The following is a 25,880-nucleotide window of genomic DNA, read 5'->3' as shown; positions in this document are numbered from 1 at the left end:
TTTAAAGCCGCCGATTTTTGTTTTTTGAGGAATGTAAATGCGCACTGATTATTGCGGTAATATCACTGCAGACTATATGGATCAAACCGTCACATTGTGTGGTTGGGTAAACAAACGTCGCGATTTAGGCGGTGTCATCTTCTTGGACCTGCGCGACCGAGAAGGTATTGTCCAAGTTGTCTTTGATCCGGATGTGGCCGATGTTTTTGCCACTGCCAACACTGTGCGTAATGAGTTTTGTGTTGAAGTCACAGGTCGCGTGCGAGCTCGACCAGAGGGGCAAGTTAATAAAACGATGCGCACTGGTGAAATCGAAATCCTTGGTAAGTCTATCAAGGTCTTCAATGCATCTGCGCCATTGCCACTGGATAGTAATCAAGAAAACAGCGAAGAGCAGCGCCTGCGCTATCGCTACTTAGATCTACGTCGCCCTCTGATGACTCAGCGCTTGTTGTTTCGTTCCAAGGTGACGGGTTTTGTCCGTCGTTACCTAGAAGATAACGGTTTTTTAGATATTGAAACGCCTATTTTAACCAAAGCAACACCAGAAGGTGCACGTGATTACTTAGTTCCCAGCCGCACTCACAAAGGTGAGTTTTTTGCGCTACCGCAGTCACCGCAATTGTTTAAGCAATTGCTCATGATGTCGGGAATGGATCGCTATTATCAAATTGTAAAATGTTTCCGTGATGAAGATTTACGCGCTGATCGTCAACCTGAATTTACCCAGATCGATATTGAAACGACGTTTCTCGATGCCGACGGCGTTATGGCCATTACCGAAGACATGATCCGCCAGTTATTCAAATCTTTATTGGACGTGGACCTCGGCGATTTTCCTCGCATGAGTTATGCCGAAGCGATGCAGCGTTTTGGAAGCGATAAGCCAGACCTGCGTAATCCGCTAGAATTAGTCGATGTGGCAGACTTGGTTAAAGATGTTGAATTCAAAGTGTTCAGTGGCCCCGCGAATGATGCTGCTGGCCGTGTTAGTGTGATCCGTGTACCCGGTGGGGCGCAATTATCACGCAAACAATTAGATGACTACGCAAAGTTTGTCGGCATTTACGGTGCGAAGGGTCTGGCATGGATGAAGATCAATGACCTCGCCGCAGGCGAGTCAGGGATCCAATCGCCAGTCTTTAAATTCTTAGGTCTTGAGGTTGCCAATGCCTTGATCGAGCGCACGCATGCTCAGGATGGTGACATCCTGTTATTTGGTGCTGACAACGCAACGGTAGTGACTGAAGCACTTGGCGCACTACGCTTGAAATTGGGTGAAGATTTAGCCTTACTTAAAGGCGACTGGAGACCGCTCTGGGTGGTTGACTTCCCGATGTTCGAAGCAGTGGATGGTCAATTCCATGCCTTACACCATCCGTTTACAGCGCCGCGTGACATGACACCAGAGGAGTTGAAGGCAAATCCAGCAACCGCATTATCTAACGCTTACGACATGGTGCTGAACGGCGTTGAATTAGGTGGTGGCTCAGTGCGGATCTTTGATGCCAAAATGCAATCTGCCGTATTTGAATTGTTGGGTATTGATGAGCAAGAGGCGCAAACTAAGTTCGGCTTCTTATTAGAGGCTCTGAAGTACGGTACACCACCACACGCAGGTTTAGCCTTTGGTCTTGACCGTATGGTGATGTTAATGACCGGTGCATCGTCTATTCGTGATGTTATGGCATTTCCCAAAACCACCACGGCTGCTTGTCCTTTGACAGATGCGCCTGGGGCAGCAAATCCAGCGCAGTTAAAGGAGTTGGGAATTACCACGGTACAAACTAAAGAGTCGCAGGATTAATCTGCACTTGGCTGAGCTGAAGCGACCAGAATCGGCATTGGTGGTTATTTATGACCACCAAAGCCGGGTATTGCTTCTGCAACGCAATGACGATGCTAGTTTTTGGCAATCGGTAACCGGTACGGTGGAAGAAAACGAAGTGCCTTTGCAAACCGCTTATCGCGAACTTGGCGAAGAAGTAGGTATCGTGCTTGACCCTGCAGATATGCGCATCCAAGACTGCCATACCGTCAATCAGTTTAAGATCCGAGAACGTTGGTTATATCGCTATCCGCCAGGGGTGACGACTAATACTGAATATGTGTTTGCAGTACTTGTCGATAGCTCAACACCGATCCTATTAAGCGAGCATTCGGCCTACGAGTGGTTGTCTAAAGAAGCAGCTATCAAGCGTGTGTGGTCAGAAACTAATCGTCTCGCCATTGCTCAATTTGTGCCGGAGCCGATGTGATCATACTCGGTATCGATCCCGGGTCGCGGGTTACTGGTTATGGCGTGCTGCGCTATCAAAATAACCAGTTGCAATACATTGGTAGTGGTTGCATTCGCGTCAGTGGTGAGCTGGATAATCGACTCGACCAAATTTTCTGTGGAGTCAGTGCGATTATTGCTGAGTTTTCGCCGACGCAATTTGCGATTGAGCAAGTTTTCATGGCGAAAAACCCTGATTCAGCACTTAAACTTGGGCAAGCAAGAGGCGCTGCCATTGTAGCCGCGACACAACAAAAATTACCATTTGCTGAATACTCAGCGCGCCAGATTAAGCAAGCGGTGGTCGGGCGCGGAAGTGCCGATAAAGCACAGGTTCAGCATATGGTAACGCACATGCTAAAGCTCAATGCAACGCCACAAAGTGATGCGGCCGATGCCTTAGCGGTTGCAATGTGTCATGCTCATACCACACAAAGCTTAGTAAGATTGTCAGGACATGCGACTAAAACCGTGCGTGGCCGGCTACGTTAATTAATTAGGTGAGCGATACATGATAGGTCGATTACACGGAATATTGTTAGTTAAACAACCACCAGACATACTGTTGGATGTCAATGGCGTCGGGTACGAAGTCCAATTACCTATGACGTGTTTTTATGAACTTCCTAGTGTCGGTGAAGCGGCAACCATCTATACCCATTTTGTGGTCCGCGAAGATGCACAATTACTGTATGGTTTTATTGATGTTAGCGAACGTACCGTGTTTCGTGAATTGATTAAAGCCAATGGCGTTGGTCCTAAATTAGCATTAACCATTTTATCTGGCATGAGTGCGCAGCAGTTTATGCAATGTGTGCAATTTGAAGACGTCTCGACGCTGGTTAAATTGCCCGGCGTTGGTAGAAAGACGGCTGAACGCCTGGTGGTTGAGTTGCGTGATAAATTAGCTAAATTGGAACTTGGTGGGAGTGCTGCAATACCGCCGTCAATCAATGTTCAAGATACTGGTAAGAGTACGATATTGCCGGTTTCTGATGTTAAAGAAGAGGCCATCAGTGCATTGATAGCGCTCGGTTATAAACCGGTCCAAGCGAGCAAGGCAATTAACGCCGTTTACCAAGACGACATGAGCAGTGAATCACTGATCCGTGAATCGTTGCGTAGTATGGTGTAAGGAGAGCGCATGATAGAAGCAGACAGGATAATCAACGCCAATAGCAGCGCTGATGACGAAGTTATTGACCGCGCCATTCGGCCAAAGTTGCTTGCCGACTATGCGGGTCAACCGCATGTGCGCGAGCAAATGGAAATTTTTATTGAAGCTGCACGCAAGCGCAATGACGCGCTCGATCATTTGTTAATTTTTGGTCCGCCCGGTTTAGGTAAAACAACCTTGGCCAACATAGTTGCTAATGAAATGGGCGTGAGTATTAAAACCACCTCGGGACCAGTGTTGGAAAAAGCCGGTGATTTGGCTGCGTTGTTGACTAACTTAGAAGAAAACGATGTTCTGTTTATTGACGAAATTCATCGTTTGAGTCCGGTGGTCGAAGAGGTGTTGTACCCGGCCATGGAAGATTATCAATTAGATATTATGATTGGTGAAGGGCCAGCAGCACGCTCAATAAAACTTGAATTACCACCCTTTACTTTAGTCGGAGCGACGACCCGCGCAGGAAGTTTAACTTCTCCTTTGCGTGACCGTTTTGGCATTGTACAACGCTTAGAGTACTACAACATTCCCGATCTAACAGCCATTATTCAGCGCAGCGCCGAATACCTCAACATGCCATTAGTGGCTGAAGGTGCGCGTGAAATTGCTGCGCGATCACGCGGTACCCCGCGGATTGCAAACCGCTTACTACGCCGTGTACGGGATTATGCTGAAGTGAAATCCAGCGGTGAAATAACCACTGCAGTAGCCGCGGCTGCTTTAGACATGCTCGATGTTGATCAACAAGGATTTGATTACATGGATCGTAAGCTGCTCATGGCGATTATAGATAAGTTTGACGGTGGACCGGTTGGTCTCGATAACCTTGCAGCGGCCATCGGTGAAGAGAAAGATACCATTGAAGATGTGTTAGAGCCTTTTTTGATCCAGCAAGGATTTTTGCAGCGTACCCCGCGTGGACGCATTGCCTCTCAGCGTGCTTATCAGCACTTTGGTTTCAACCGTAGCGACGAGTAGTTAAAAAAAAAGCCCGCTCAATGAGCGGGCAAATAAACAACAAGTGTTTAAGGAAGGAAATAAAATCCAGGGAACTCATGTCAACAAAAAAATCGGATGTCTTGGTGACAGATGCGCGCATTATATAGTCAGTGTGGAATTGCACAATTGAGAAATAATGCGATTTAGAATTAGAAAAACTAATGTGTTAATATTTTGTTTGTTTTTTTAAATAATGGTTAAGTATTGCTTTTATTGGCCTTTGAAGGTGGTCTGGCCATTAGTTTTTTCGAATTCATCAACTCCTCATATGCGAAAATCTAATTATGAATAAGAATTCTCCGACGGTGCATGAATGGCCACTTAGAGTGTATTACGAAGATACTGACGCGGGTGGTATAGTTTATTATGCAAATTATTTGAAGTTTTTTGAGCGCGCCAGAACGGAGTGGCTACGAGAACTAGGTTTTGAACAAGATGATTTGTTGGAACAATCCGTTGGATTTGTCGTCAAACACGTTGAAATGCATAATCATGCGCCCGCTCGGTTTAACCAGCTATTGAGTATTTGTACTGAACTAGTAAACTGCAAAGGCGCTAGCTTGGTTTTCAAGCAAATAATAATAGGGCCAACGCAACAACGATTGGCTGAAGCAACAATAAAAGTCGCTTGTGTGGATCTTTCGGCAATGAAACCGATTCGGATCCCAAGTGCTATCTTAGGGGAATTAACGCGTGTCGACTGATATGACGTTTATCGGCTTGTTTTTGCAAGCAAGTCTGGTTGTACAACTGGTCATGTTGCTACTAATGACCATTTCAATTGTCTCATGGGCTTTTATTTTTCAGCGCAATGCGGCACTTAAACGTGCCAACGCAGAGATGGTCAATTTCGAAGATAAATTTTGGTCGGGCGCGGATCTCAATAAACTTTATCAAGAGTTATCGGCTCGCCAATCGGTTGATGGTATGGGCAGTATTTTTTGCGCCGGTTTCAAAGAGTTTGTGCGTTTGCGTAAGAGCGCAAATGTAGCTACCCAATCCATTGTCGATGGGACCTATCGTGCCATGCGCGTAGCAATGTCTCGCGAGATTGATAGCTTGGAAAGTCGCCTGCCGTTCTTGGCTACCGCCGGTTCGATTAGCCCCTATATTGGTTTGTTCGGTACCGTTTGGGGGATCATGAATGCGTTTATTGCGCTCGGGCAAGTGCAACAAGCTACGTTGACCATGGTTGCTCCAGGTATCGCCGAAGCGTTGATTGCAACGGCGATTGGTTTGTTTGCTGCAATCCCTGCGGTAATCGCCTATAACCGCTTCAGTAATCAGGTAGAAAAGTTAGAAAATAATTACGGTATCTTTATGGAGGAATTCTCCGCCATTCTGCACCGTCAAGCACTGGCGTCTAGCTCAACTAACTAAACGGGGCCACCATTATGTATGTACGCAAGCGTCGTCGCCCGGTTTCTGAAATCAACGTGGTGCCATACATTGACGTTATGCTCGTGTTGTTGATCATTTTTATGGTAACGGCGCCACTCGTCTCGCAAGGGGTTAAGGTCGATTTACCTGACGCCAACGCAGATGTAATAGAGCAGGAAGATAATCCACCCATCATCGCTTCGATCGATGCAGAAGGGGCTTATTATTTAAATATTGGTGAAGATGAAGAGGCGGCGATGACCGCTGCCGATTTAGCGACATTGGTGGCAGCACAGCTACAAAAGCAACCGCAAACGCCGGTCGTGGTGAAAGCTGACGGCGCTGTGCCCTACAACGACGTAATTCAGCTCATGGTACTATTGCAGCGCGCAGGCGTGCCATCCGTCGGGCTTATGACCGACCCGGTTGAAGGTTAATAGTAGCGCTGTACGCATGAAACTCAGTGAAGACCGCCAGTCATTGCTTAAATCCCTCGGCTTGCACCTTGGCATTGCCCTAGTGCTGCTGTTGAGTGTGGCATTTGGTCACGAGTCAATCGTCCCAATGTCACAACCAGCACCGGTGATCCAAGCGACTTTTATTGATGCGCAGGAAATTTATGACCGACAGCAAGCCGCGGCTGCAGCTGCCGCCGCAGAACAACAAAAGCAGCGTGAAGCTGAGCGCAAGCGTCAAGCGCAAGAGCAAGCGAAACGCCGCGCAGCTGAAGAGAAAGCGCGCAAGCAACGTGAAGAAAAAGCCCGTGCTGAGCAGCGTGAACTAGAGCGCAAAGCGCAAGAGGCTGCAGAGCGCAAACGGCAAGAAGAAGCGCGTAAAAAACGTGAGGCTGAAGAAAAGGCCAGACAGGAGCAGCAACGCAAAGAGCAGCAAGCGTTGGAACGTCTCATGCAAGAGCAATTAGCACAAGAGCAAGCAGCACAAACACAGCGACGCTCTCAACAAGTGTTATCGGAAGTAGAGCGTTACCAGGCGTTGATTACTAGCGCTATTCAGCAATACGTATACAAGGACGATAGTTTCCGCGGAAAATCGTGTTTGTTAAACATTCGCATGGCCAGTAGCGGCTTAGTAACTCAGGTCAGTATTCTGGAAGGCGATGCGGCGTTATGTCGAGCGTCAAGACAAGCTGCGTTGCGACCAGATAAACTGCCTATGTCAGAAGATATTGAAGTTTATCAACAACTTAAAGATTTTAACTTACGGGTGAAATTGTGAAGAAACAGACGTTGGGATTGGGTTTAGGTTTGTGGTTAGTCGCCACAGCAGCCTTCGCTAAGTTAGAACTGATTATTACCGAGGGCGTGGATGCTGCTCGGCCTATCGCGGTGGTGCCGTTTAAATGGCAAGGCGAGGGTTTGTTACCGGAAAACCTCGACCAAGTGATCACCAATAACTTACGCCGCAGCGGAAAGTTTAATCCTATTTCCATGAGCACTATGCCACAGTTTCCGGCCACCGATGATGAGGTAAATTATGCCTCGTGGGCAGCCACTGGGGTGGACACTATTCTGGTAGGGCGTATCGAAATAGAGTCAGTGGATCGATATCGGGTTTCGTATGAATTGATTGACGTGCTGCGCGGTCAGATAACCGGTGGTAATGCACAAATGCTGGTAGATGGAGCGTTGCAATATAGCAACGATCATATCGTCGCGCGCGGAACATCCATCATCGATGGCAATGGTTTTCGCCGCCATGCCCATCAGATCAGTGATGCGGTCTATGAGAAACTCACCGGTGAGCGTGGTGCCTTTCTAACCCGTTTGGCTTATGTCATCGTGCGCGACCGTGAAACCACTGAGTTACCCTATCAGTTAGTCATTTCGGATTATGATGGGGCTAATGAAACACGCTTATTATCATCACCAGAGCCGCTAATGTCACCGGCATGGTCGCCAGAAGGCGACAAATTGGCCTATGTCAGTTTTGAAAATCGTCGTCCGCAAATTTATATTCAGGATATTTATACCACCAGCCGCACTCGATTGACCGACTTTCCGGGCATTAATGGCGCACCTACCTTCTCTCCTGATGGTAAGCAAATGGCGATGGTTTTATCTAAAGATGGTAATCCAGAAATTTATGTCATGGATATTGCAACCCGTAATTTGCGTCGAATTACGCGACATCGCAGCGTTGATACCGAGCCATCTTGGGCGCCAGATGGAAAAAGCTTGATATTTAGTTCAGAGCGGGGTGGTAAACCTCAGATTTATCGCGTAAATTTGTCATCGGGGAAAGTCCATCGTTTAACCTACGAAGGTGAAATGAACTTAGGCGCCTCAATGACACCCAATGGCGAGGATATTGTGTTAGTAAACCGGACGAACGGAGACTACCATATTGCTCGTCAACGGATTAGCGATGGTGCGATCCAAGTGTTGACTCGTACGTACTTAGATGAGTCCGCGAGTATCGCGCCTAATGGAAGTATGATCATATACAGTACGTTACATCAAGGTAAGCAAGTGTTGTCACTGGTCTCTCTTGATGGACGCTTTAAAGCGCGCTTACCTGCTGCCGATGGTCAGGTTAAATCGCCGAGCTGGTCACCCTTTCTGTTTTAACGTTTACACACAATAAGGAAAAGAAAATGCAAATGAACAAGTTTATGAGAACACTAGTCCTCGCATTGCCTGTGGTCACGCTTATGGGTTGTCAATCAGGCCCTAGTGAAGAACAGCTAGCTGCAGAGCGTAACCGCGTCGCCCAAGAGCAAGCTGCTGCCGAAGCGCAAGCGCGTGCAGCTGAAGAAGAGCGTGTTCGCTTGGAAGCGGCTCAGCGTGCTGCAAAAGCAGAAGAAATGGCTGAGCAACAACTTGAAGCATTACGCAACGACAGCACCGTTTATTTTGATTTTGACCGTGCAACTGTTAAAGCTGAATTCTTACCCGTGTTGAAAAAACATGCTGAATTCTTAATTGCTAATCGCGGCCAATCAGTGGTTGTTGAAGGCCACACAGATAACCGCGGTACTCCAGAATACAATATCGCGTTGGGAGAGCGTCGTGCGAAAGCTGTGGAAACTTATTTGTTAAATGCGGGTGTAAGCAGCTCGCAAATCAGTGTTGTTTCATACGGTGAAGAAAAGCCTGCCGTTATGGGTGCAACTGAATATGCATTCGCACAAAATCGTCGTGGTGTTGTTGTATATCAATAATGACCAGCAAACGACTTATTTTTGCTAGTTTAATAACCGTTGCCAGTGCAGCTGTGGCTGCGCAGGCACCGGTTGTTGACGTTAATTCTAGCGATATTGAAGCCCGCTTAGTCGCACTAGAGCGGATCGTTGACTCACGCACAGAAAGTCAGCAGCGTTTGCAATCGCAGCTGGATATAATGCAACAAGAAGTCGATGAATTACGCGGTGCAGTTGAGTTACATACGCACCAGCTGGAAAAGATCCTCGAGCGTCAGCGTGAATTGTATCTTGAAATTGATAAGCGAGTAGAAGCATTAAAATCCACTACTCCTGTTGGTAATAATGCGGCTTCAACTGCGGTTGCAAATACCAATACAGGTAGCTCGGTAAGCTCGCCTGCAATGAGTGCGGAGAACGAGACAGATGCCTATGAGGCTGCCGTGAACCTGATCCTTAAAGATCGAGATTACGAGCGCGCAATTCCAGCATTTCAGGCATTCATTCAAGTTTATCCAGATAGTCAATATGCAGCGAATGCGCATTATTGGCTGGGTCAGTTATTGTTTAACCAACAGCAATGGGCTGACGCACAACAGCAGTTCGCTGTGGTTGTAGACCGCTTCACCGATAGCAGCAAGCGAGCAGACTCATTGTTAAAAATGGGTATTATCGCTGAGCGTTTAGGTAATGCTGCGTTGGCCCGGCAAAAGTTTAATCAAGTGGTTGCTGAGTACCCTGATTCTTCGGCACGTAAACTTGCAGATAGCCGGCTAACTCAATTAGGTGGTTAGGCGATTAATTCGCCAACACCTTTTGTATGCTTATTGAACAGTAATTCAGGAAAGGGGCGATTTGTTGCATTTTTCCTGAATTTTATCTTGCACCACGCAAGGAAATAAGTATTATATGCCGCCGTTGCCGAGTACCGAGAACATCTCAGCTTGGCAGACACTTGAATGGGTCGTTAGCTCAGTTGGTAGAGCAGTTGACTTTTAATCAATTGGTCGCTGGTTCGAATCCAGCACGACCCACCATTCAAGGCCCCACAGCAAGACAATATCGTTAAGGGTCGTTAGCTCAGTTGGTAGAGCAGTTGACTTTTAATCAATTGGTCGCTGGTTCGAATCCAGCACGACCCACCATTAACGATAATCCTGACTTTCATCAGACACCAAGCAGACACCCGAACTTTAAATCAGGGTTTGAATCAGCGTAGCGGTTCGACAACATCGCCGGGAGCGATTTTGAATGTTCGCAGGCATAGCCCGCAGGGCAACAATCAGGAAGCTAGTTGTAATCCAGCACGCCCACTATTAATGATATGCCCATCTGATCCGGTCACCGTAACCGTTAGTAATACAACTCACATGTGAAATTATTATGACACTCTTGTATAATCCCCCAGTTTTGATTCTGGACTCACACATAGAACGATATTATGGCTGTAACGCTTCGTATAGATGAAACCTCGTATCCTTTTCCGGCTAAACCTAAGCCATTGACGCTTGAGCGGGAAGCATTTCTCAAAGCTGAGATAAAGCGATTGCTCCAGCAGCAAAATGCCGTTCTCGTTGCGCACTATTATACTGATCCAGAAATCCAAGCGCTGGCAGAAGAAACCAACGGGTGTATTTCAGACTCGTTAGAGATGGCACGCTTTGGACGCGATGCTGAGCAGCAAACGCTGATCGTTGCTGGGGTGAAGTTTATGGGTGAGACTGCAAAAATACTAAGCCCAGAAAAAACTGTTTTAATGCCAACCTTAGAAGCTACATGCTCATTGGATCTGGGTTGTCCCGCGGATAAGTTTGCAGAGTTTTGTGATGCCCATCCTGACCACACTGTAGTGGTTTATGCGAATACGTCAGCAGCGGTGAAAGCGCGCGCGGATTGGGTGGTTACTTCGAGCATTGCGCTAGAAATCGTTGAGCATTTAGATGCCAACGGTGAGAAAATCATATGGGCACCCGACCGCCACTTGGGCAGCTACATTCAAAAGCAAACCGGCGCCGAAATGTTGATGTGGGATGGTGAATGCATTGTGCATGATGAATTTTCTGCGCAAGCGCTACGTGATATGCGTCATGTCCATCCGGATGCCGCAATTTTAGTGCATCCAGAATCACCTGCCAGTGTGGTTGAGATAGCCGATGCTGTTGGTTCCACCACGCAGTTGATCAATGCGGCTCAATCGCTACCGCACAACAAATTCATCGTGGCGACAGACCGCGGTATCTTTTACAAAATGCAGCAATTAGCACCCCATAAAACTTTTATTGAGGCACCCACCAGTGGTAACGGCGCTACGTGTAAGAGCTGTGCGCACTGTCCTTGGATGGCCATGAATGGCCTGGAAGCAATTTATAGTGCTTTAACCGGTAATCACGCTGAGCACGAGATTCATGTTGATGAAAGTCTGCGTATCGACGCCATGAAGCCGCTTAATCGGATGCTGGATTTTGCTGCAGCGTTGAAGCTAAAAGTCAAAGGTAATGCTTGATAAGCCAAGCAGTTTTCCCTACTATACGCGCGCTTTAAAACGAATTCCCTAATTCGGAGAGATGGCTGAGTGGCTGAAGGCGCACGCCTGGAAAGTGTGTATACGTTAATAGCGTATCGAGGGTTCGAATCCCTCTCTCTCCGCCAAGTACAAAATAACCCGCGAAAGCGGGTTTTTTTGTACTTGTTGGATTAAGTCGGTTGAGAATCCGAGTTAGGGTTCGACAAAATCGCCGGGAGCGATTTTGAACGTGCGCAGCACGGCCCGTAGGGCGAAGGGCAGGAAGCCCGAAGTAATCCCTCTCTCCGCCAAGTACAAAATAACCCGCGAAAGCGGGTATTTTTTGTACTTGTTGGATTAAGACGGTTGAGAATCCGAGTTAGGGTTCGACAAAATAACCCACACTAGCGGGTTTTTTAGTTTTCATTTTCTCTGCACTGATAAACGGTTACACTCGAACTACTCCTATTGCTTTAGACCGCTTGCCCAATCATGCCTGAAATAACTTCCGCTCAAGCCATGCGCTATAGCCGTCAAATCATGTTGCCTGACTTTGATTTCGACGGGCAAGAGGCATTGCTGAGGAGTCGGGTGATGGTTATTGGTTTAGGAGGACTGGGCTGTGCAGCAGCGCAATATTTGGCCGCCGCGGGGCTTGGTGAAATGTTGCTTATCGATGATGATCAGGTCGAGAACAGTAATTTACAGCGCCAAGTATTGCATACTGAAAAGTCCATTGGTTGCACGAAGGTTCAATCTGCCGCAACCGGACTACGCAAGCTGAATAGTGAACTTTATATCACCTGTCTAGACCAGCGCCAATCAGAGGCACAGTTGCAAGCACTTGCGCATCAGTATGATCTGATTTTAGATTGTAGTGACAACCTCGAAACCCGGCAGCAGCTTAATCGAGTCGCTCATAAAGCAGGTAAACCGCTGGTATCAGGCGCGGCTATTCGAATGGAGGGGCAGGTGTTTTGTGTGCTGCCAGCTGTGCGCAGCGCGTGTTATCAGTGTATCAGTGCGGAATTAAAAGCCGCGCCACTATCTTGCGCTGAAGCTGGCGTAATGTCGCCTATCGTAGGGGTTATTGGCTCCATGCAAGCGCTAGAAGCGATCAAAATCCTCACGAACTATGCAACACCACTGGTTAATCGGCTACTGCACTTTGATGCGCGGTTTAGTGAGTGGACACATTTTGACGTTTCACCGCGCGAACATTGTAATGTTTGCGCGGCTAATTAGACAATCAATGTGCCTAATGGTGAGTTGATTGTGCTCCCTGGCTATATTACATCTGATTGAATAACAGCAGCTTACAACGCTTTTTTCGTTGGCATTAAAACATTGGCGAAAATTAGTCCTGCCACCAATGACATAAAAATAACAAAGGTTTCTTGGCCTATGTGCTCGGTTTGCACAAAGTCTTGGCCTGACACAAATGAATTTAGACCAATGTAGGTTTTCGAACCGGGTACCAACACAATCAAACCTTGCATCAAAACGATACTAGCTGGGGCATTGGCGATCCGGGTAAATAAGTTGGCAAAAACACCAACTGCGAATGCACCGACGAAAGTTCCTAAGCCAAACTCCAAATACTTCGATGCCCAGAACGTACCAAAGTACCCAATAAAGCCACAGGTAATAGCCCATGGCGCATGCTTAAGACGAAGTTTAAATATCACCACCAAGGCCGAACATAAAATCAGTACGGCAACGAATACAGCCCATTTGGGCATGGGTTGGGTTGGCGTCATTTCCACTTCGTTGAAGAGCCAAAACCCTAGTGCAATTCCCAGAAAGGCACCAAAATACAGTTTAAACAGCTGCATCAGTGCGTCCATAACCCGCGCGGTCCCTGATACAACATGCCGCGCAGATAGCTCGGCTAAGCCGATAGTTAAGGCGAGCCCGGGAACAAAAATGATAATCGACGATAGCACTACCAAGCGAATGTTTATCGCCGGATCGATAAAACTACTGATCGCACAGGCACACAGTCCAGCAATCATGGCAACCGCTGGCTCAAGCATAAGGTTTACGCGTTTACTGCGCGTCGCCCACAGCGTGTATAAATACATGATCAGACCGATCGCACCAGCCGCGAGGGAGTCATCCAAGGATGAGCCCATGACTACGGCAAAGGCACCTGTGGAAAGGCCAAAAGCGATACACGAAACGATAGGGTGATAAAATTCAGGGAGTACGTCGATTTCGCTTAAGCGCTCATCGGCTTCCTTTAATGTCATTTCGCCGCTCAACAACTTATTGACCAGTTCATCAGTACGTGACAATGAGCCTAAATCAAGATCACCCGGTTGCACCCGGGCGACGTGGTTATACTCTTCTTCATGCTTGTCGCTCCATATACTGACACTTAGTGAGGTGGGCGTTGATACGAAACCAGCGTGTACACCCAAATAGGCGGAAACTTCCATCAAGTGTGCTTCCAGACGAAACGCTGGGGTACCATACTTATGTAACATTTTACCCAGTCGTACGATAAATTTTCGTATCTGGACAAACTCTTTTTTATCCACGCGATCCCTTAATTGAGTGTTCTGCTTGTATTGTGCGACGGCCGTCGAATAAAAGTAACGCAGCGGGTAAGAATATCAAATCGACCACAAGCGCCACGACAATGATGATACTGGTTAATAAACCCATGTCTTCATTCAGCGCAAAGGTCGATAAGGTCAAGGTTGCAAAACCAAGCGCCAAAACTACCGTAGTAATTAATAAAGCGCGACCGACACTGTTAAACGCGTATCGTACACTGTCCTCGGCGCTATCACCACGTTGGCGAGCATAATTATACTTGCTCAAAAAATGCACGGTATCGTCGACGATTATGCCCAAGGTCATACTTAGCACTACCGCCAGTGCCATATTAATCTGCCCTGATATAAGCGCCCAAATACCAAAACCAATGCCGGCGGGCAGCATATTGGGCAAGAGACTAATAATGCCCATGCGCAAAGAACGCAATGCTACGATCAGTAATCCTGATATCAGTACGAGAGCAATTAGAGTACCGTTAATCATGCTGCGCATGTTGGCCTCACCCACATGGGCAAACATCAGTGGCGGGCTGGCCGCGGTAATTCGTAGTTCAGGGGCAAGTTGAGTAAACCACTCTAATGCACGCTGTTCAAAGGCGATAAATTCGTTACTACCGAGGTTTTTGAGTGTCGCCATCACGCGTGTCGCTGATTTATCAATATCGATTTGATTATTCAGATCAAGCCCATAGGGTAGGGACATTTCAAATAATAACAGGTACTGTGCAGCCAGTTCTTTATTATCGGGTAAACGGTATTTCTCCTGATCGTCATTGTGCATGTTTTTATTTAGCCGCTTGAGCGTATCAGTCATTGAAACCACGTGCACAACCTCGGGTTGTGCACGTAACCAATGGGTGAATGCGTCAATAGCAATAAGGTTTTCCGGACGATTAATATTGGTGGTTTCATCGGTATAAATGGCAAAGTCAGCCGTCGACATGCCGCCCATCTTTTCGGTTTGAAAGTCGGACGCTTGCCGAAACTCATTGTCTGTATCGAAGTATTCAATGGCGATATCGTTAAGCACATTAGTAAAGGCCAAAGCAATGGCTGCGATAAACACAAAGGCACTGTAGGGTAAAATCCGCTTATAGTGGGAAATGACCCAGTTAGCGAGGCCGTCTGTCCACGAGGTAGTGTGTTGCGCGACGGCTGGTGGCCTAATTTTGACTAACATTAGCATTGCTGGCAAAAACGTGAGCGATAGCCAACACGCCAGGAGCATCCCAAATGCGTTTAAATTGCCGAGATCATTTAAAATCGGCACTGCGGAAAAATTTAAGGTTAAGAAGCCAACGGCAGTCGTTACGCTGGTTATTACCACGGGCATTAAATTAATATCCAGGCTATAGCGAATGGCATCTGCTTTACTCCTACCCTGTTGCAGGGCATAAAACATCGATGCAATAACATGGATGCTATCGGCTACCGCTAGTGTCATTACCATGGTAGGCACGTTCACCGTTGAGATACTCAAGAAATAGCCGCTCCAGCCAGCAAAACCCATGGTCGCAGCAATCGAAAACCCTACCACGAGCAGCGTAGCGAGGGTCGCAACGAATGAGCGTAATAGTAGCCACATCACAACAATAATAACCCCAAACATTAAGGGAATGAGGGTCTGGGCATCACTATTGGCCGATTCCTGAAAAGCATTATTCAACATCACCATGCCAGTCAGGTAAAACTGATGCTCTGGATACTCACGCGCGTACTCTGCGCGTAACTCGCGGACAAAATTTACGATGGTCGTGACTTCTTGGGTCTGGTCGCCATCGGGCAGTTGCACCGTGATATTAATATTGGCAACAGATCCATCTGTTGCCACCAGACGTCCAGCCACCGTGGGCTCATGTAATGCCACACGCTGGATTTCTTGGATGGTTGCCTCACCTAGTTGCTCAGGATCAGTAACTAAGTCTTCTACCATGAGGTCATCATATTCGGCATAGGTGTGCTGGTGATTGCTAATCGAATCGACACGGGTGGAAAAAGGGGTTTGCCACGCGGCTTCGGTGAGTCGATGAATTAAACCCAATGTTTCGGGCGTAAACACCGAATTGCCTGGCGCGGTAACTAACAGTGACACGTTTTCATTTTTACTAAAAATGTTTTGCATGTCTTCAAAGGCAACGCGCTGCGGATTGTCATCATGAAAGAAAACTTTGTAGTCACCTCTGAAGTAGAGGTTTTGTGCGCCCATTGACAGCGCAGCGATGGCAATAAGGTTGAAAATAACGACCCACCATGGGTGATTGATGACAAAGTCCATCCAGCGTTGTTTCATCTTCCCGACCTATTTTTGAATGCGCATCTTGATTACAGCCTAAACTGCATTGTTGATCAACGCTTTAGCTGTGATATTTATTAAAGCTTGGATACCAGCATGGATTGATGTTAAACAAAGCTGGAAACAGAGCAGGCCACAAGCAATAAAAAAGGGTGAAGCCTGTGCAGCTTCACCCTAGGCTTAAACAATGTTTGGACTAGTCGCTAGAACTGCTTGATGCCGGTGCTAATGGCATATCTTGTGAGCCCTTGTTCTTTTTCAAGCGCGCTTTCACTGCCGCAACGGGTCGTGCGAAATCCAATAAAATCAGATATAAACACGGCACCAAGATTAAGGTTACCAGCGTTGCAAACATCACAGCAAAGCCGAGCGCAACCGCCATTGGTATAACGAATGCGGCCTGCAAGCTAGTTTCAAACATGATGGGCAATACGCCCGCAAATGTAGTAATTGATGTTAACGTGATGGCTCTAAATCGGGCACAGCCCGCTTCAAGTACTGCGTCTCGAATAGAATAGCCTTGCGCGCGACGTTGATTCACAAAGTCTGTCATGACCAAACTGTCATTGATCACAACCCCTGCGGCGGCAATGAGTCCAAAGAAGGACATCATGCTTAGATCCAATCCAAACAGGAAGTGCCCCCAAATAGCCCCGGTTAAACTAAAGGGGATAACCGACATGATGATCAACGGCTGTCCATAACTCTTCAGTGGCACTGCTAAGAGGATATACACCATGATCATACCAGCGATAAAGAACATCAATTGCTCGTTTTGTTGCGCTTGTTGCTCTTTAATATCGCCACCCAGCTCAGTTTTAACGCCTGGGAATTGTTTAAACAACTCAGGGAGTAGATTCTCTTTAATTTCTTCTACCACTTCATTAGGTTCAACTAAGCGTTCATCAATAGAGCCCCACACGTAAACGCTTTGATAGCCAGCTTCACGACGGATGTAACTGATCCCCGGACTTTCGCTCAGCTCAACCACATCACCCAGCATTACTTCGCGGCCACCCGGAGTGCGGATAACGGCATATTTCAATGATGCAAACTGTTCTCGGGTCAAACGTGGGTAACGCACCATAACGCGGACTTCCTCGCCGTTGCGGATCACGCGTTGGGCTTCACCACCAAAAAAGCTAGTGCCCACTTGATTAGCGATATTGGCAAGGTCAAGGCCCAAGTCATAGGCCACTGGCTTAAGTGTCATTTGGATTTCTTTGCTCATTGGGTCGATGGTTGAGCTGATATCAAATAAGCCTTCTTGCTGCTGTAACAGAGTGATAAATTGACGCCCCGCAGCATTAAGGGTTTTTAGATCCGGCCCGAACAGCAAGTATCCAAATTCGCCATTGTCACCGCCGCCATTAACGTCATCCTGTACCACAAATGACTTCATGCCTGGGATCGGTGGAATGGCTTCACGCCAACGGCGTGCCAGTTCAAAGGTATCGAACGGGCGTTCATCTTCATGCACTAACGGCACCACAATACGCGCTTCGGTGCGGCCCTGATTAAACGCCAGCAAATCACGGATCATGCCTGAACCATGTTCGGCAATGGTGTCTTCCTCGATTTGCCAAATCACGTTCTCAATGGTTTGTAGTGCTTCGATGGTCGCAGTGTCTGACACTGTTTCATTCATTTCAATGCGCACACTGGGGAAGTCATGCGGGACTTTAGGGTTTGGAACCGTACGCACGTAATTGGCATTGATCAAACCAATGCTCACGGCCAACAACGCGATAAAAGTCATTAACACTGCCCAGCGCCATTCCAAGCAACGCGCGATGAAATTCTTATAGGTACCGTTGACGAAACCAAAGAAACGTTTGTTAAAACGCGCTCGCCAGCTGTCTGGTTTCACCGGTGGAAACTTGGTATGCGCAATGTGTGCGGGCAATATCAGTTTGGACTCTATCAAACTAAACACCAAACACAGGATCACAACCACTGAGATGTTATAAAAGAATGCCCCTTCAGGTCCTGAGCTCATAGTCGCAGGCGCAAATACCGCGATTGTGGTCAAAACGCCAAAGGTCGCAGGTGTCGCGACCCGTTTCGCACCACGCACCACGTTTTCGACGCCACCACCTTTACTTTCTATCTCGGTATAGGCGCTTTCTCCTATGACGATTGCATCGTCTACCACAATCCCTAGCACCATGATAAACGCAAATAGCGAAAGAATATTAATGCTCACGCCAAATACCGGCATCATCATAACTGCGCCGAGGAAACACACTGGTAAACCTACCATCACCCAGAAGGCTAGGCGGAAGCGTAAGAAAATAGTGAGTAGCAAGGCCACCAAGATTGCGCCCTGAAACAGGTTGCTGAGCATCATGTCCAAACGCGCATTGAGGTAGTAAGTCATGTCGACGAGAATTTTCAGTTGAACACCGTCGGGTAGAGTTTTGTTACGCTGCTCAATATATTGCTTCACGCTTTCGGCCACTGGGATCATATTTTGATTTTTAGTGGCTTTAACGGCCATCCACATGGCGTTCTGTCCAGAGTACTTAAAGTATCGCTCACCTTCAGTGAAACCATCAGTGACCGTCGCTACATCACCTAACAGCACGCGAGCACCATTATCACCGACTTTTATTGGGATCTGGCGGAATTCTTCACCGCTATAAAATTGATTTTCAACCCGTACAGAAATAATGCCAGAGTCAGTACGCAACTGACCGGCTGAAATGTTAGCCGAATAGCGGCGAATCGCCTGGGTAATATCATTAATTGTCACATTGTATTTGCGTAGCATATCCGGTTGAATTTCAACCGCAATTTCGTCATCTGGCGCGCCCATTTGCACCAACGACACATTGCTTAACTGCAGCAACTCGGTTTCAATTTGTTTGGCTAATACTTTCAATTCAGATAGTGGCAGGTCACCGACCAGTGGCATCTCAAGTACATCTTGACGAAATTCAACTTGTGAAACGGTTACTGGCTCCATGTCTGCCGGAAAGGTAGCAATGCTATCAACCCGCAATTTCACTTTATCTAATACATCGGTGAGGTCTTCTTCAGGATAGATTTCCAACGTCACACGCCCACTGTTACGAAATGCGCGAGAAACGATGCGTTTGATCTCGGTTACATCCTTCAGCGACTCCTCGATTTTAATCAGAATGGATTCTTCTATTTCTTGTGGCGAGGCACCGCGATATTGGGCGCTAACATTGATGTAATTGATCTCAATGTTAGGAAACATCTGCCGTTGGATTGTAAAGTAGCTGACCACTCCCATAATGATGATAAACACCATTAGCAGGTTGGCAGCGACTGAGTTTCGCGCGAAAAATGCAATAATCCCGCTTTGCGTATCGTTATGAGCGCTCATATGTTGTGCCTTTTATTCTGCATTGCCACTGATGGCTTGATCTTTTTCGTCAATCACGATGACTTCCATACCGTTTTGCGGATATTCCGGAAGCGTTAAAACAATTCTCTCACCGCTGTTCAGGCCGCTACTGACCAGAAAGAAATCACCTTGTTCGCGGATAACCTCAACGTTGCGTTTCCGCATTTTGTTGTCTTCATCCAAGGTCCAAACAGTGCGGTTGTTGATCAAATCTTGTTTAATCTTGAACACGTTTTCTAATACTGTGCCGTCAAAGCTTACTTCTACATAGTTACCAAATTTAAGTGCTGGAACGTCTGAATTAAGACCATAAGGATCGTTTACCCGCACGACTAAATTAGTCATACGGGTGGCTTCATCGACCACGCCCAAATCGCGCTCGATGGTGCCGCTACGAGAAATTGTGTTGCGACCGCGAGTGATCACCTGTGCTGGCTGGCCTGCTAGGCTTGCTGGTAAGTAGTCGTTATCAAACCCCGCAATCGGGAAGACCACTTCAGCTATCTCAATATTGTGCAAGGTAGCTACACTAGCACCCGTTTGTACAAACTGACCAACACCAACATCACGGGTGACGATCAACGCATCGTAAGGAGCCGTTACGCGGGTATTTTCAAGATCACGTTTGGCGATACGTAGACGAGCTTCGGCAGATTTAACCCGGGCCTCAGCACTCATTACTTGCGGCTTGCGCAAGTATAAATCACTCACTTGTTGCGACGACAGCGCGCGTGCTTCGCGTGCGGCAACATCGGCGCGCGCTTGCTCTTCAATTAACTGCGCTTGGGCTTGGGATAATTCGGCTTCTGCTTGCAACAGTGCCGACTCATAAGCGTCTTGTTCAATGGAAAACAACACCTCACCGCGTTTGACGATACCACCGGGAACAAAATTTGGATTCCACGCCACCACTTCACCAGAAACTTGTGCTGATAAGCGGGTAGACTCCAGTGGCGCGACTTCACCAAAACTTTCTATGGTGACGGTATAGTCAATGGCATTGAGCATTTGGATACGCACTGTTGGCCGTGTATCTTTTTGCGCCTCTTCAGGCTCTTCGGGCGCGCTGGCTTCGATGCTGAATTTAACGCCAAGTCCGATAACTAATATCAAAATCGGAACGGCAACTTTTATTAATGTTTTTTTCATAGCAGTGCATTTAAAGTGAGTGATTTCCAGCTCATATACTAACTGCCTGATGAAAAAAAACGATCAATCAAATGTAACGAACTGTTATTAAATTTTTGTCATTAGTGAGAATCATACAAAACCTGTACGGCTAGGTTGGACGGTCACCCCATAAAGTATAGGAGAATATTCGGCTATCGTTACACAATTAATGCATTGTTAGGGCTTGTAACAGGCCGCTATTACCGGCCAAAGAAATTCGGGGCACTGATCATTCACGGGTTTTTAAAAACTCGGAAAAGTTGATGCTATATTAGCTGTGCCAGCCTAAAGTATTGCGCATAAAACCAAGTAGCCTTATTGCCAAATTACCTTATTACGGCCTTGTTGTTTGGCTAGGTAAAGCCGTTTATCTGCAAGATTTATTGCTTCATCAATGCCCGTTTGTTGGTTCACTTCAGCGGCACCGATACTCACCGTTACTGTAACCGGGCGCTGACGTTGCCAAACCGGCTGGCTGGCAATAAATGCGCGTATTTTTTCTGCGACTTCTGCGGCACTAGTGAGTGGCGTTGAGGGCAACAAAAACAGAAATTCCTCGCCACCCCAGCGCGCAATCAGATCCTGTGAACGCAAGACTTGTTGGAAGCGTTTGGCCAGACTGCATAACACTTCATCGCCGGCATCATGCCCTAGGTTATCGTTGATTTGTTTAAAGTGATCCACATCCACCAACAAAACGGTGAAAGCATGTCCATCTCTAATCGTACGTTGATATTCGTGCTTTAAATGTTCATTTAAATTACGTCGATTCGGCAGTTTCGTTAACTGATCGTGCAGGGCTTGCTCTTCAAACTCATCACGCAGTCTACGCACTATTGTAAAGCTTTGTTCTCGGCTGTACTCATACAGGGCAGAGAGAAATATGATGGTCATAAAGGAATACAATAAACGAGTTTTAAATTCATACGTGTATTGAGTTGCCAGTAGTGCGTCGTTAGGAAAAAACAACACAAAAGCAACACAGCCGGTAAATCCGATAGTCGCGATTAGCCCGCGCCGGAAGCCCCCTAAAAACATACAAACCGGTGGCACCAGATAGACCCACAATGGACCGGTATTATTGTTACCACCACTGATGATTAAATACAGCGTTAGGACCATAAGACAGCACTGCAGGACGGTAGCGGAAACGATTTGATAAAAGCGATTGGGTCTTACGACTTGAAGTAATCGCGTGGCGTAAAACAAAAAGCTCGCGGCTGCTAGCGAAATGGCAAGCCTCCAATCACTGGCGAAGGCGGCTCGCACAAATAGCAAAAACGTAATACTGCTGCCGACTAACGCAAATAGGTTAACTATGACGACACGGCGATTAATGTCTTCTTCGAAGGCATCGGAGCATCCAGCATGCACATAATCGTCTAAATGGCGGCGGATAAAATCAAACATAAAACCCTATAGCTTTTCTGCCGATGATGTTGCTAGCGTTTGAGTGATATCGCTGCCTAATCGGGCCAGTAGTTGCCGCATTTTGGCTACAGCGTGTGGATAGCCATCTTGGCTTAGTTCTTGGCGATAATGAAAGCGTTGTGGCGGGAGTTGTTTGTTATGTTGATCAAACCAGTAGCCACTTAACACAACATCACCGCTCGCGAGCGGAATAAAATGTTCAATCACCAAAGAGATTTGCTGTTGTGCACCATGGAAACCCAACTGTGGTGCGGGTGAATAAAACGCATCGAATTTTCCTGAGCTACGAATTTCTCGTGCCAGTAGCGTGCCGATATCATCTTCTAGCGGCTCAGCCCAAAGGTGTTTGGTGGCAATCGAGAGGGTTAAATCAGTTTGTTGCATTACTAAATTACGCCCGCGTAAATGCTCAGCCAACCTGACCGAGTGGATGGCAATGACCGGGGCATTATTGTGCCGCTCCTTTATTTCCGAGCCATCAGCGGTATCCAGCTTGTAATAATTTAAGGTAATCGGCGCTGACGAACATCCTGGCAACAATAAAAAGGCGCACAGAAGGCTTAGCATGATAGTTTTATTCATTATTCTTCCTCTGCGGCTGTGGATCTGTGCTCAGATTATCACCAAACACCAATCCGTTGGGTTTTTCATTGAGTTGATGCAACACTGGCTGCATATCCTTGAGGGTTTGCTGTAAGGTTCTTAAACTTTGATTAATATTCGAATAGGAACGTGAACCATCGGAGTAATCGGCCATTAACGCCTGTAACTGCTGGCTGATCTGGTCAATCGAACGATTAATTGCAGCCACATCCAATTCCTCAATCCGGGTATTGAAGTTATCACTGGTTTGCGCCACCGAGGCTGCGGTCGCTGACATATCATCGATCACGCGGCGGATGTCGCTGGTTAGGGTTTCTAGTGGTAAAGCATTCATTTTATTCAGCAGTGCATCAACTTTTTGCGTGATCTGAGTAAATTCGTCTGACGCGCTCGGGATCACGTCGTAGCCAAGCAGTTTAACCGTCTCAACCGGTGCTGCATTCTCTACATGTTGTAAATCAACATATAACGCGCCGGTCAACACATTTCCCATCCGTAGCGTTGCCCGTAAGTCTTGCTGGACCCAATGGTTAATTTGTCGACGCACAAATTCTAAGCCTTGTTGATTGTCGGGTTGGCGGACTTTGCCGGGATAGATGTTGATCAATACCGGAATATCATAGTCCTCCTCAAGGATTGTTCCCGGCAATGCATTGGCCATATTAATTGCCAAAACCTCGCCAATCTCAATACCGCGATATTCTACCGGGGCTCCCACGCTGAGCCCACGCACGGTTTCATCGATTAAAAGTAAAAATTCGGCTGAGAGTTTATAGCGTTCACTGGCTGCTGACTCGTAGGACGGGTAAATGTCAAAATACGCTCGGCTGGTGATTTGCTCACCGGCGGCGACACCAGGAGGGATACCGAAGGTGACACCGTTGGTCAATAATGTTTCTAAACTGCCAGTTTCAACACTAACGCCGGTGGAGCTCAAGTTAAATCGCACACCACTGACATTCCAAAAGCGGGTGTTTTCGGTGATCAGCTTATGATAGGGGGCTTCAATAAAGGCGTTATAGTACACCACGCGTTCTTCCACGTTAAAGAAGGTGTCTTCAAACTCACCAACCTTAAACCCCTTATAAATGATGGGGTCGCCTTCTTTGAAGGCAAATTCATCTGCACTGTTGAGGGTTACGTGCAGACCGGGAGTGCCAGGTGGGGTTACAGGCGGGCGACTGAGGCCAATAAAGTCGGTGCGCGACTGACCATTTTCTGCCGGCTCCATGGCGATATAACTGCCTGAAAGCAAGGTGTTCAGCCCCGAAACACCACTAAAAGAAACGCGCGGTGAAACTACCCAGAATTCGGTATCCGTGGTCAATAAATCAGCCACCGATTTGTCCATTCGTGCGGTAATAATTACCCCATCTAGATCGGGTTTTAGGTCGATTTTTTTGACCATACCCACGTCCAAATCGCGCGCCTTGATGGGAGTTTTATTAACTTCAATACCAGCGGCAGAATCTAACGCTATGGTGATCAAGGGGCCTTGATTCGCCCATTGATGAAATACCATCCAAACGCCAATTAACAAGGCAATGAGTGGGATGAACCACACTTTTGAGAATTTAGCCGCCGGTTTTACCGCGGCACTTTGGCTAGCTTTGTTATCTGTCATTAGTGTAACGGTACCATATTAAACGACTGTCAAAGGTCATAGCAGCTAGCATTGTGATAAAAACCACAGCGCAAAAGGCCAATACTGCTGGACCAGGATATATGGATAATGTATTACCCAGTTGGATCAATGCAACTAATATAGCCACAACAAAGACGTCGATCATCGACCAACGCCCGATCAGTTCGGTCATGCGATAGCTTAGGGCTCGCAAGTGCGTCAGATTTTCCTGTTGTCGCTGCACAGAATAATTAAGCCATGCCAGTACCACCAATTTAGTAATGGGGACCAATACGCTGGCGATGAAGATAATGCTCGCAACAGGATAGGAGCCATCTTCCCATAACGTACGCACGCCCCCAATGATGGTACTGGGTTGTTGATTACCTAACACATTCGTCTGCATGATCGGCAGTAAATTGGCAGGAATATAAAGTAAGGTTGCAGTGAGTAGTAATGCCCAGGTGCGTTGAATACTAAACTGGGCCTGTTCATCATTCAGCGGGAATTCGTGCCCCGCATAGAAGTCACTAAGCCACCCGTGCATTTCGTTTTTTTCATAATACAGCAAGGTGCAGGCAGAGCAGATGGTAAAGGCAATATACGCGTAAAACGAAAGGCCAAAATAGACCTCCGCCAATGAAGTGATTTTTATTAGGCTGACTAAGGTTCCGACCAGAAAGATTTCAGCCATGCTCCAGGGAAGCAATCGTTGTACCCAAACATGCACGCGATAGGCAACAAAGCTGGGTTGTGAATACTGATACTGAAAGTACAGATAGGCAATACCGGCGAGTGAAGCGCCAGGTAAAACCAGCGTGCCCAATGCGGTAATAATGGCTAATGAGGCATAATCGTTATCACTAAGGGTCAATAAACCGGAAAACAAATCCATCGCGTGGGTTTGCCCACTAGCGCGAAATTGTAAAAACTCAAAGGGCAAAGACAGACTAAGAAAAATTAACCCTGCTACGGCAAACGCGAAAGCCAGACCGGCGTTGTGCCGCCGGTGCGCCAATAGTTGATTACCGCAGCGCGGGCACATCGCACGCTCACGATGGGTAAGTGGCGGAACATCTACCGACAAAAAACAGTGTTCACAGCGAACGTGGGTCATACCTGACGTCTGTAATTCCAATGAATCTTTTATTCGTCAGCATAGAACAAAGCCGACGGCTAAACCAGTCATTCAGTTATCAAAAGGTGTGCTTGAGGTGATGAAAATAGTTTGTATCATGTGCTGCAGTGGCTATAAAAAAGCCTGATGACCGGTTTGGTGCAGTCATCAGGCTCAATTCAGTATGCTAGGGGCTAGGTTAACAACG

At 47.1% G+C, this 25,880-nt stretch carries 22 protein-coding genes and 3 tRNA genes; 17 read left to right on the top strand and 8 right to left on the bottom strand.

Annotated features, from left to right (window positions below):
- Positions 1-37: 37 nt before the first annotated feature.
- The 17 genes from aspS (at position 38) to CSH92_RS00305 (ending at position 12,739) form a co-directional block, all read left to right on the top strand.
- Complete coding sequence (aspS, locus tag CSH92_RS00385; protein ID WP_100655638.1) at positions 38-1,807, top strand: aspartate--tRNA ligase; 1,770 nt, start codon at positions 38-40, stop codon at positions 1,805-1,807.
- Between the two features lie 7 nt (positions 1,808-1,814).
- Positions 1,815-2,258 carry a dihydroneopterin triphosphate diphosphatase gene (gene nudB, locus CSH92_RS00380; RefSeq protein ID WP_100655637.1) on the top strand — a complete coding sequence of 148 codons (444 nt, stop codon included), beginning with the start codon at positions 1,815-1,817 and terminating at the stop codon, positions 2,256-2,258.
- Entirely contained in the window at positions 2,255-2,770 is a 516-nt protein-coding gene (ruvC, locus tag CSH92_RS00375) for a crossover junction endodeoxyribonuclease RuvC (protein WP_100655636.1), read from the top strand. Before nudB ends, ruvC begins: the two co-directional genes overlap by 4 nt.
- A 19-nt stretch (positions 2,771-2,789) precedes the next feature.
- A complete protein-coding gene (ruvA, locus tag CSH92_RS00370; RefSeq protein ID WP_100655635.1) occupies positions 2,790-3,413 on the top strand; it encodes a Holliday junction branch migration protein RuvA in 624 nt (207 codons plus the stop codon).
- A 9-nt stretch (positions 3,414-3,422) separates the two neighbouring features.
- Complete coding sequence (gene ruvB / locus CSH92_RS00365; RefSeq protein WP_100655634.1) at positions 3,423-4,430, top strand: Holliday junction branch migration DNA helicase RuvB; 1,008 nt, start codon at positions 3,423-3,425, stop codon at positions 4,428-4,430.
- Between the two features lie 305 nt (positions 4,431-4,735).
- On the top strand, positions 4,736-5,155 hold the full coding sequence (gene ybgC, locus CSH92_RS00360) for a tol-pal system-associated acyl-CoA thioesterase (RefSeq protein WP_100655633.1): 420 nt from the start codon (positions 4,736-4,738) through the stop codon (positions 5,153-5,155).
- A complete protein-coding gene (tolQ, locus tag CSH92_RS00355; protein WP_100655632.1) occupies positions 5,145-5,831 on the top strand; it encodes a protein TolQ in 687 nt (228 codons plus the stop codon). The genes ybgC and tolQ overlap by 11 nt, the downstream gene beginning before the upstream one ends.
- A 14-nt stretch (positions 5,832-5,845) precedes the next feature.
- A complete protein-coding gene (gene tolR / locus CSH92_RS00350) occupies positions 5,846-6,268 on the top strand; it encodes a protein TolR (protein ID WP_100655631.1) in 423 nt (140 codons plus the stop codon).
- 16 nt (positions 6,269-6,284) lie between these two features.
- Positions 6,285-7,067, top strand: a complete 783-nt coding sequence (tolA, locus tag CSH92_RS00345; RefSeq protein WP_100655630.1) for a cell envelope integrity protein TolA — start codon at positions 6,285-6,287, stop codon at positions 7,065-7,067.
- A complete protein-coding gene (tolB, locus tag CSH92_RS00340) occupies positions 7,064-8,419 on the top strand; it encodes a Tol-Pal system beta propeller repeat protein TolB (RefSeq protein WP_100655629.1) in 1,356 nt (451 codons plus the stop codon). The genes tolA and tolB overlap by 4 nt, the downstream gene beginning before the upstream one ends.
- A gap of 26 nt (positions 8,420-8,445) precedes the next feature.
- Positions 8,446-9,012: a peptidoglycan-associated lipoprotein Pal gene (pal, locus tag CSH92_RS00335; RefSeq protein ID WP_100655628.1), complete on the top strand. Its 567-nt coding sequence runs from the start codon at positions 8,446-8,448 to the stop codon at positions 9,010-9,012.
- A complete protein-coding gene (gene ybgF, locus CSH92_RS00330; protein WP_100655627.1) occupies positions 9,012-9,785 on the top strand; it encodes a tol-pal system protein YbgF in 774 nt (257 codons plus the stop codon). The genes pal and ybgF overlap by 1 nt, the downstream gene beginning before the upstream one ends.
- 167 nt (positions 9,786-9,952) lie before the next feature.
- A tRNA-Lys gene (locus CSH92_RS00325) sits at positions 9,953-10,028 on the top strand.
- 32 nt (positions 10,029-10,060) lie between these two features.
- A tRNA-Lys gene (locus CSH92_RS00320) sits at positions 10,061-10,136 on the top strand.
- Positions 10,137-10,432: 296 nt separating this feature from the next.
- The gene (nadA, locus tag CSH92_RS00315; protein ID WP_100655626.1) at positions 10,433-11,494 is read left to right on the top strand and encodes a quinolinate synthase NadA; all 1,062 of its coding nucleotides are present in this window, start codon (positions 10,433-10,435) and stop codon (positions 11,492-11,494) included.
- Positions 11,495-11,549: 55 nt separating this feature from the next.
- Positions 11,550-11,640 (top strand) — tRNA-Ser (locus CSH92_RS00310).
- Between the two features lie 346 nt (positions 11,641-11,986).
- Positions 11,987-12,739 (top strand): HesA/MoeB/ThiF family protein, encoded by a 753-nt coding sequence (locus CSH92_RS00305; protein ID WP_100655625.1) that lies wholly within the window; start codon positions 11,987-11,989, stop codon positions 12,737-12,739.
- Between the two features lie 71 nt (positions 12,740-12,810).
- Here the strand turns inward: CSH92_RS00305 and CSH92_RS00300 are convergent, their stop codons facing one another.
- The 8 genes from CSH92_RS00300 to CSH92_RS00265 all read right to left on the bottom strand — a co-directional run bounded on the left by CSH92_RS00300 (position 12,811) and on the right by CSH92_RS00265 (position 25,672).
- A complete protein-coding gene (locus CSH92_RS00300) occupies positions 12,811-14,037 on the bottom strand; it encodes a threonine/serine exporter family protein (protein WP_100655624.1) in 1,227 nt (408 codons plus the stop codon).
- On the bottom strand, positions 14,030-16,348 hold the full coding sequence (locus CSH92_RS00295) for an efflux RND transporter permease subunit (protein ID WP_100655623.1): 2,319 nt from the start codon (positions 16,346-16,348) through the stop codon (positions 14,030-14,032). The genes CSH92_RS00300 and CSH92_RS00295 overlap by 8 nt, the downstream gene beginning before the upstream one ends.
- Positions 16,349-16,547: 199 nt before the next feature.
- Entirely contained in the window at positions 16,548-19,706 is a 3,159-nt protein-coding gene (locus CSH92_RS00290; RefSeq protein ID WP_100655622.1) for an efflux RND transporter permease subunit, read from the bottom strand.
- Between the two features lie 12 nt (positions 19,707-19,718).
- Complete coding sequence (locus CSH92_RS00285; RefSeq protein ID WP_100655621.1) at positions 19,719-20,876, bottom strand: efflux RND transporter periplasmic adaptor subunit; 1,158 nt, start codon at positions 20,874-20,876, stop codon at positions 19,719-19,721.
- A 336-nt stretch (positions 20,877-21,212) separates the two neighbouring features.
- Positions 21,213-22,307, bottom strand: coding sequence for a GGDEF domain-containing protein (locus CSH92_RS00280; protein WP_100655620.1), 1,095 nt, complete (start codon positions 22,305-22,307; stop codon positions 21,213-21,215).
- 6 nt (positions 22,308-22,313) lie between these two features.
- Positions 22,314-22,910, bottom strand: coding sequence for a PqiC family protein (locus CSH92_RS00275; protein WP_100655619.1), 597 nt, complete (start codon positions 22,908-22,910; stop codon positions 22,314-22,316).
- Positions 22,903-24,555: an intermembrane transport protein PqiB gene (pqiB, locus tag CSH92_RS00270; RefSeq protein WP_100655618.1), complete on the bottom strand. Its 1,653-nt coding sequence runs from the start codon at positions 24,553-24,555 to the stop codon at positions 22,903-22,905. The genes CSH92_RS00275 and pqiB overlap by 8 nt, the downstream gene beginning before the upstream one ends.
- Complete coding sequence (locus CSH92_RS00265) at positions 24,545-25,672, bottom strand: paraquat-inducible protein A (RefSeq protein ID WP_124916888.1); 1,128 nt, start codon at positions 25,670-25,672, stop codon at positions 24,545-24,547. Before CSH92_RS00265 ends, pqiB begins: the two co-directional genes overlap by 11 nt.
- Between the last annotated feature and the right edge of the window lie 208 nt (positions 25,673-25,880).

The organism is Neoalteromonas flava (assembly GCF_002807685.1).
Lineage (GTDB): Bacteria > Pseudomonadota > Gammaproteobacteria > Enterobacterales > Alteromonadaceae > Alteromonas_E > Alteromonas_E flava.
The sequence above is the reverse complement of the archived record's forward strand: the minus strand, read 5'-3'. Positions and strand labels throughout refer to the sequence as shown.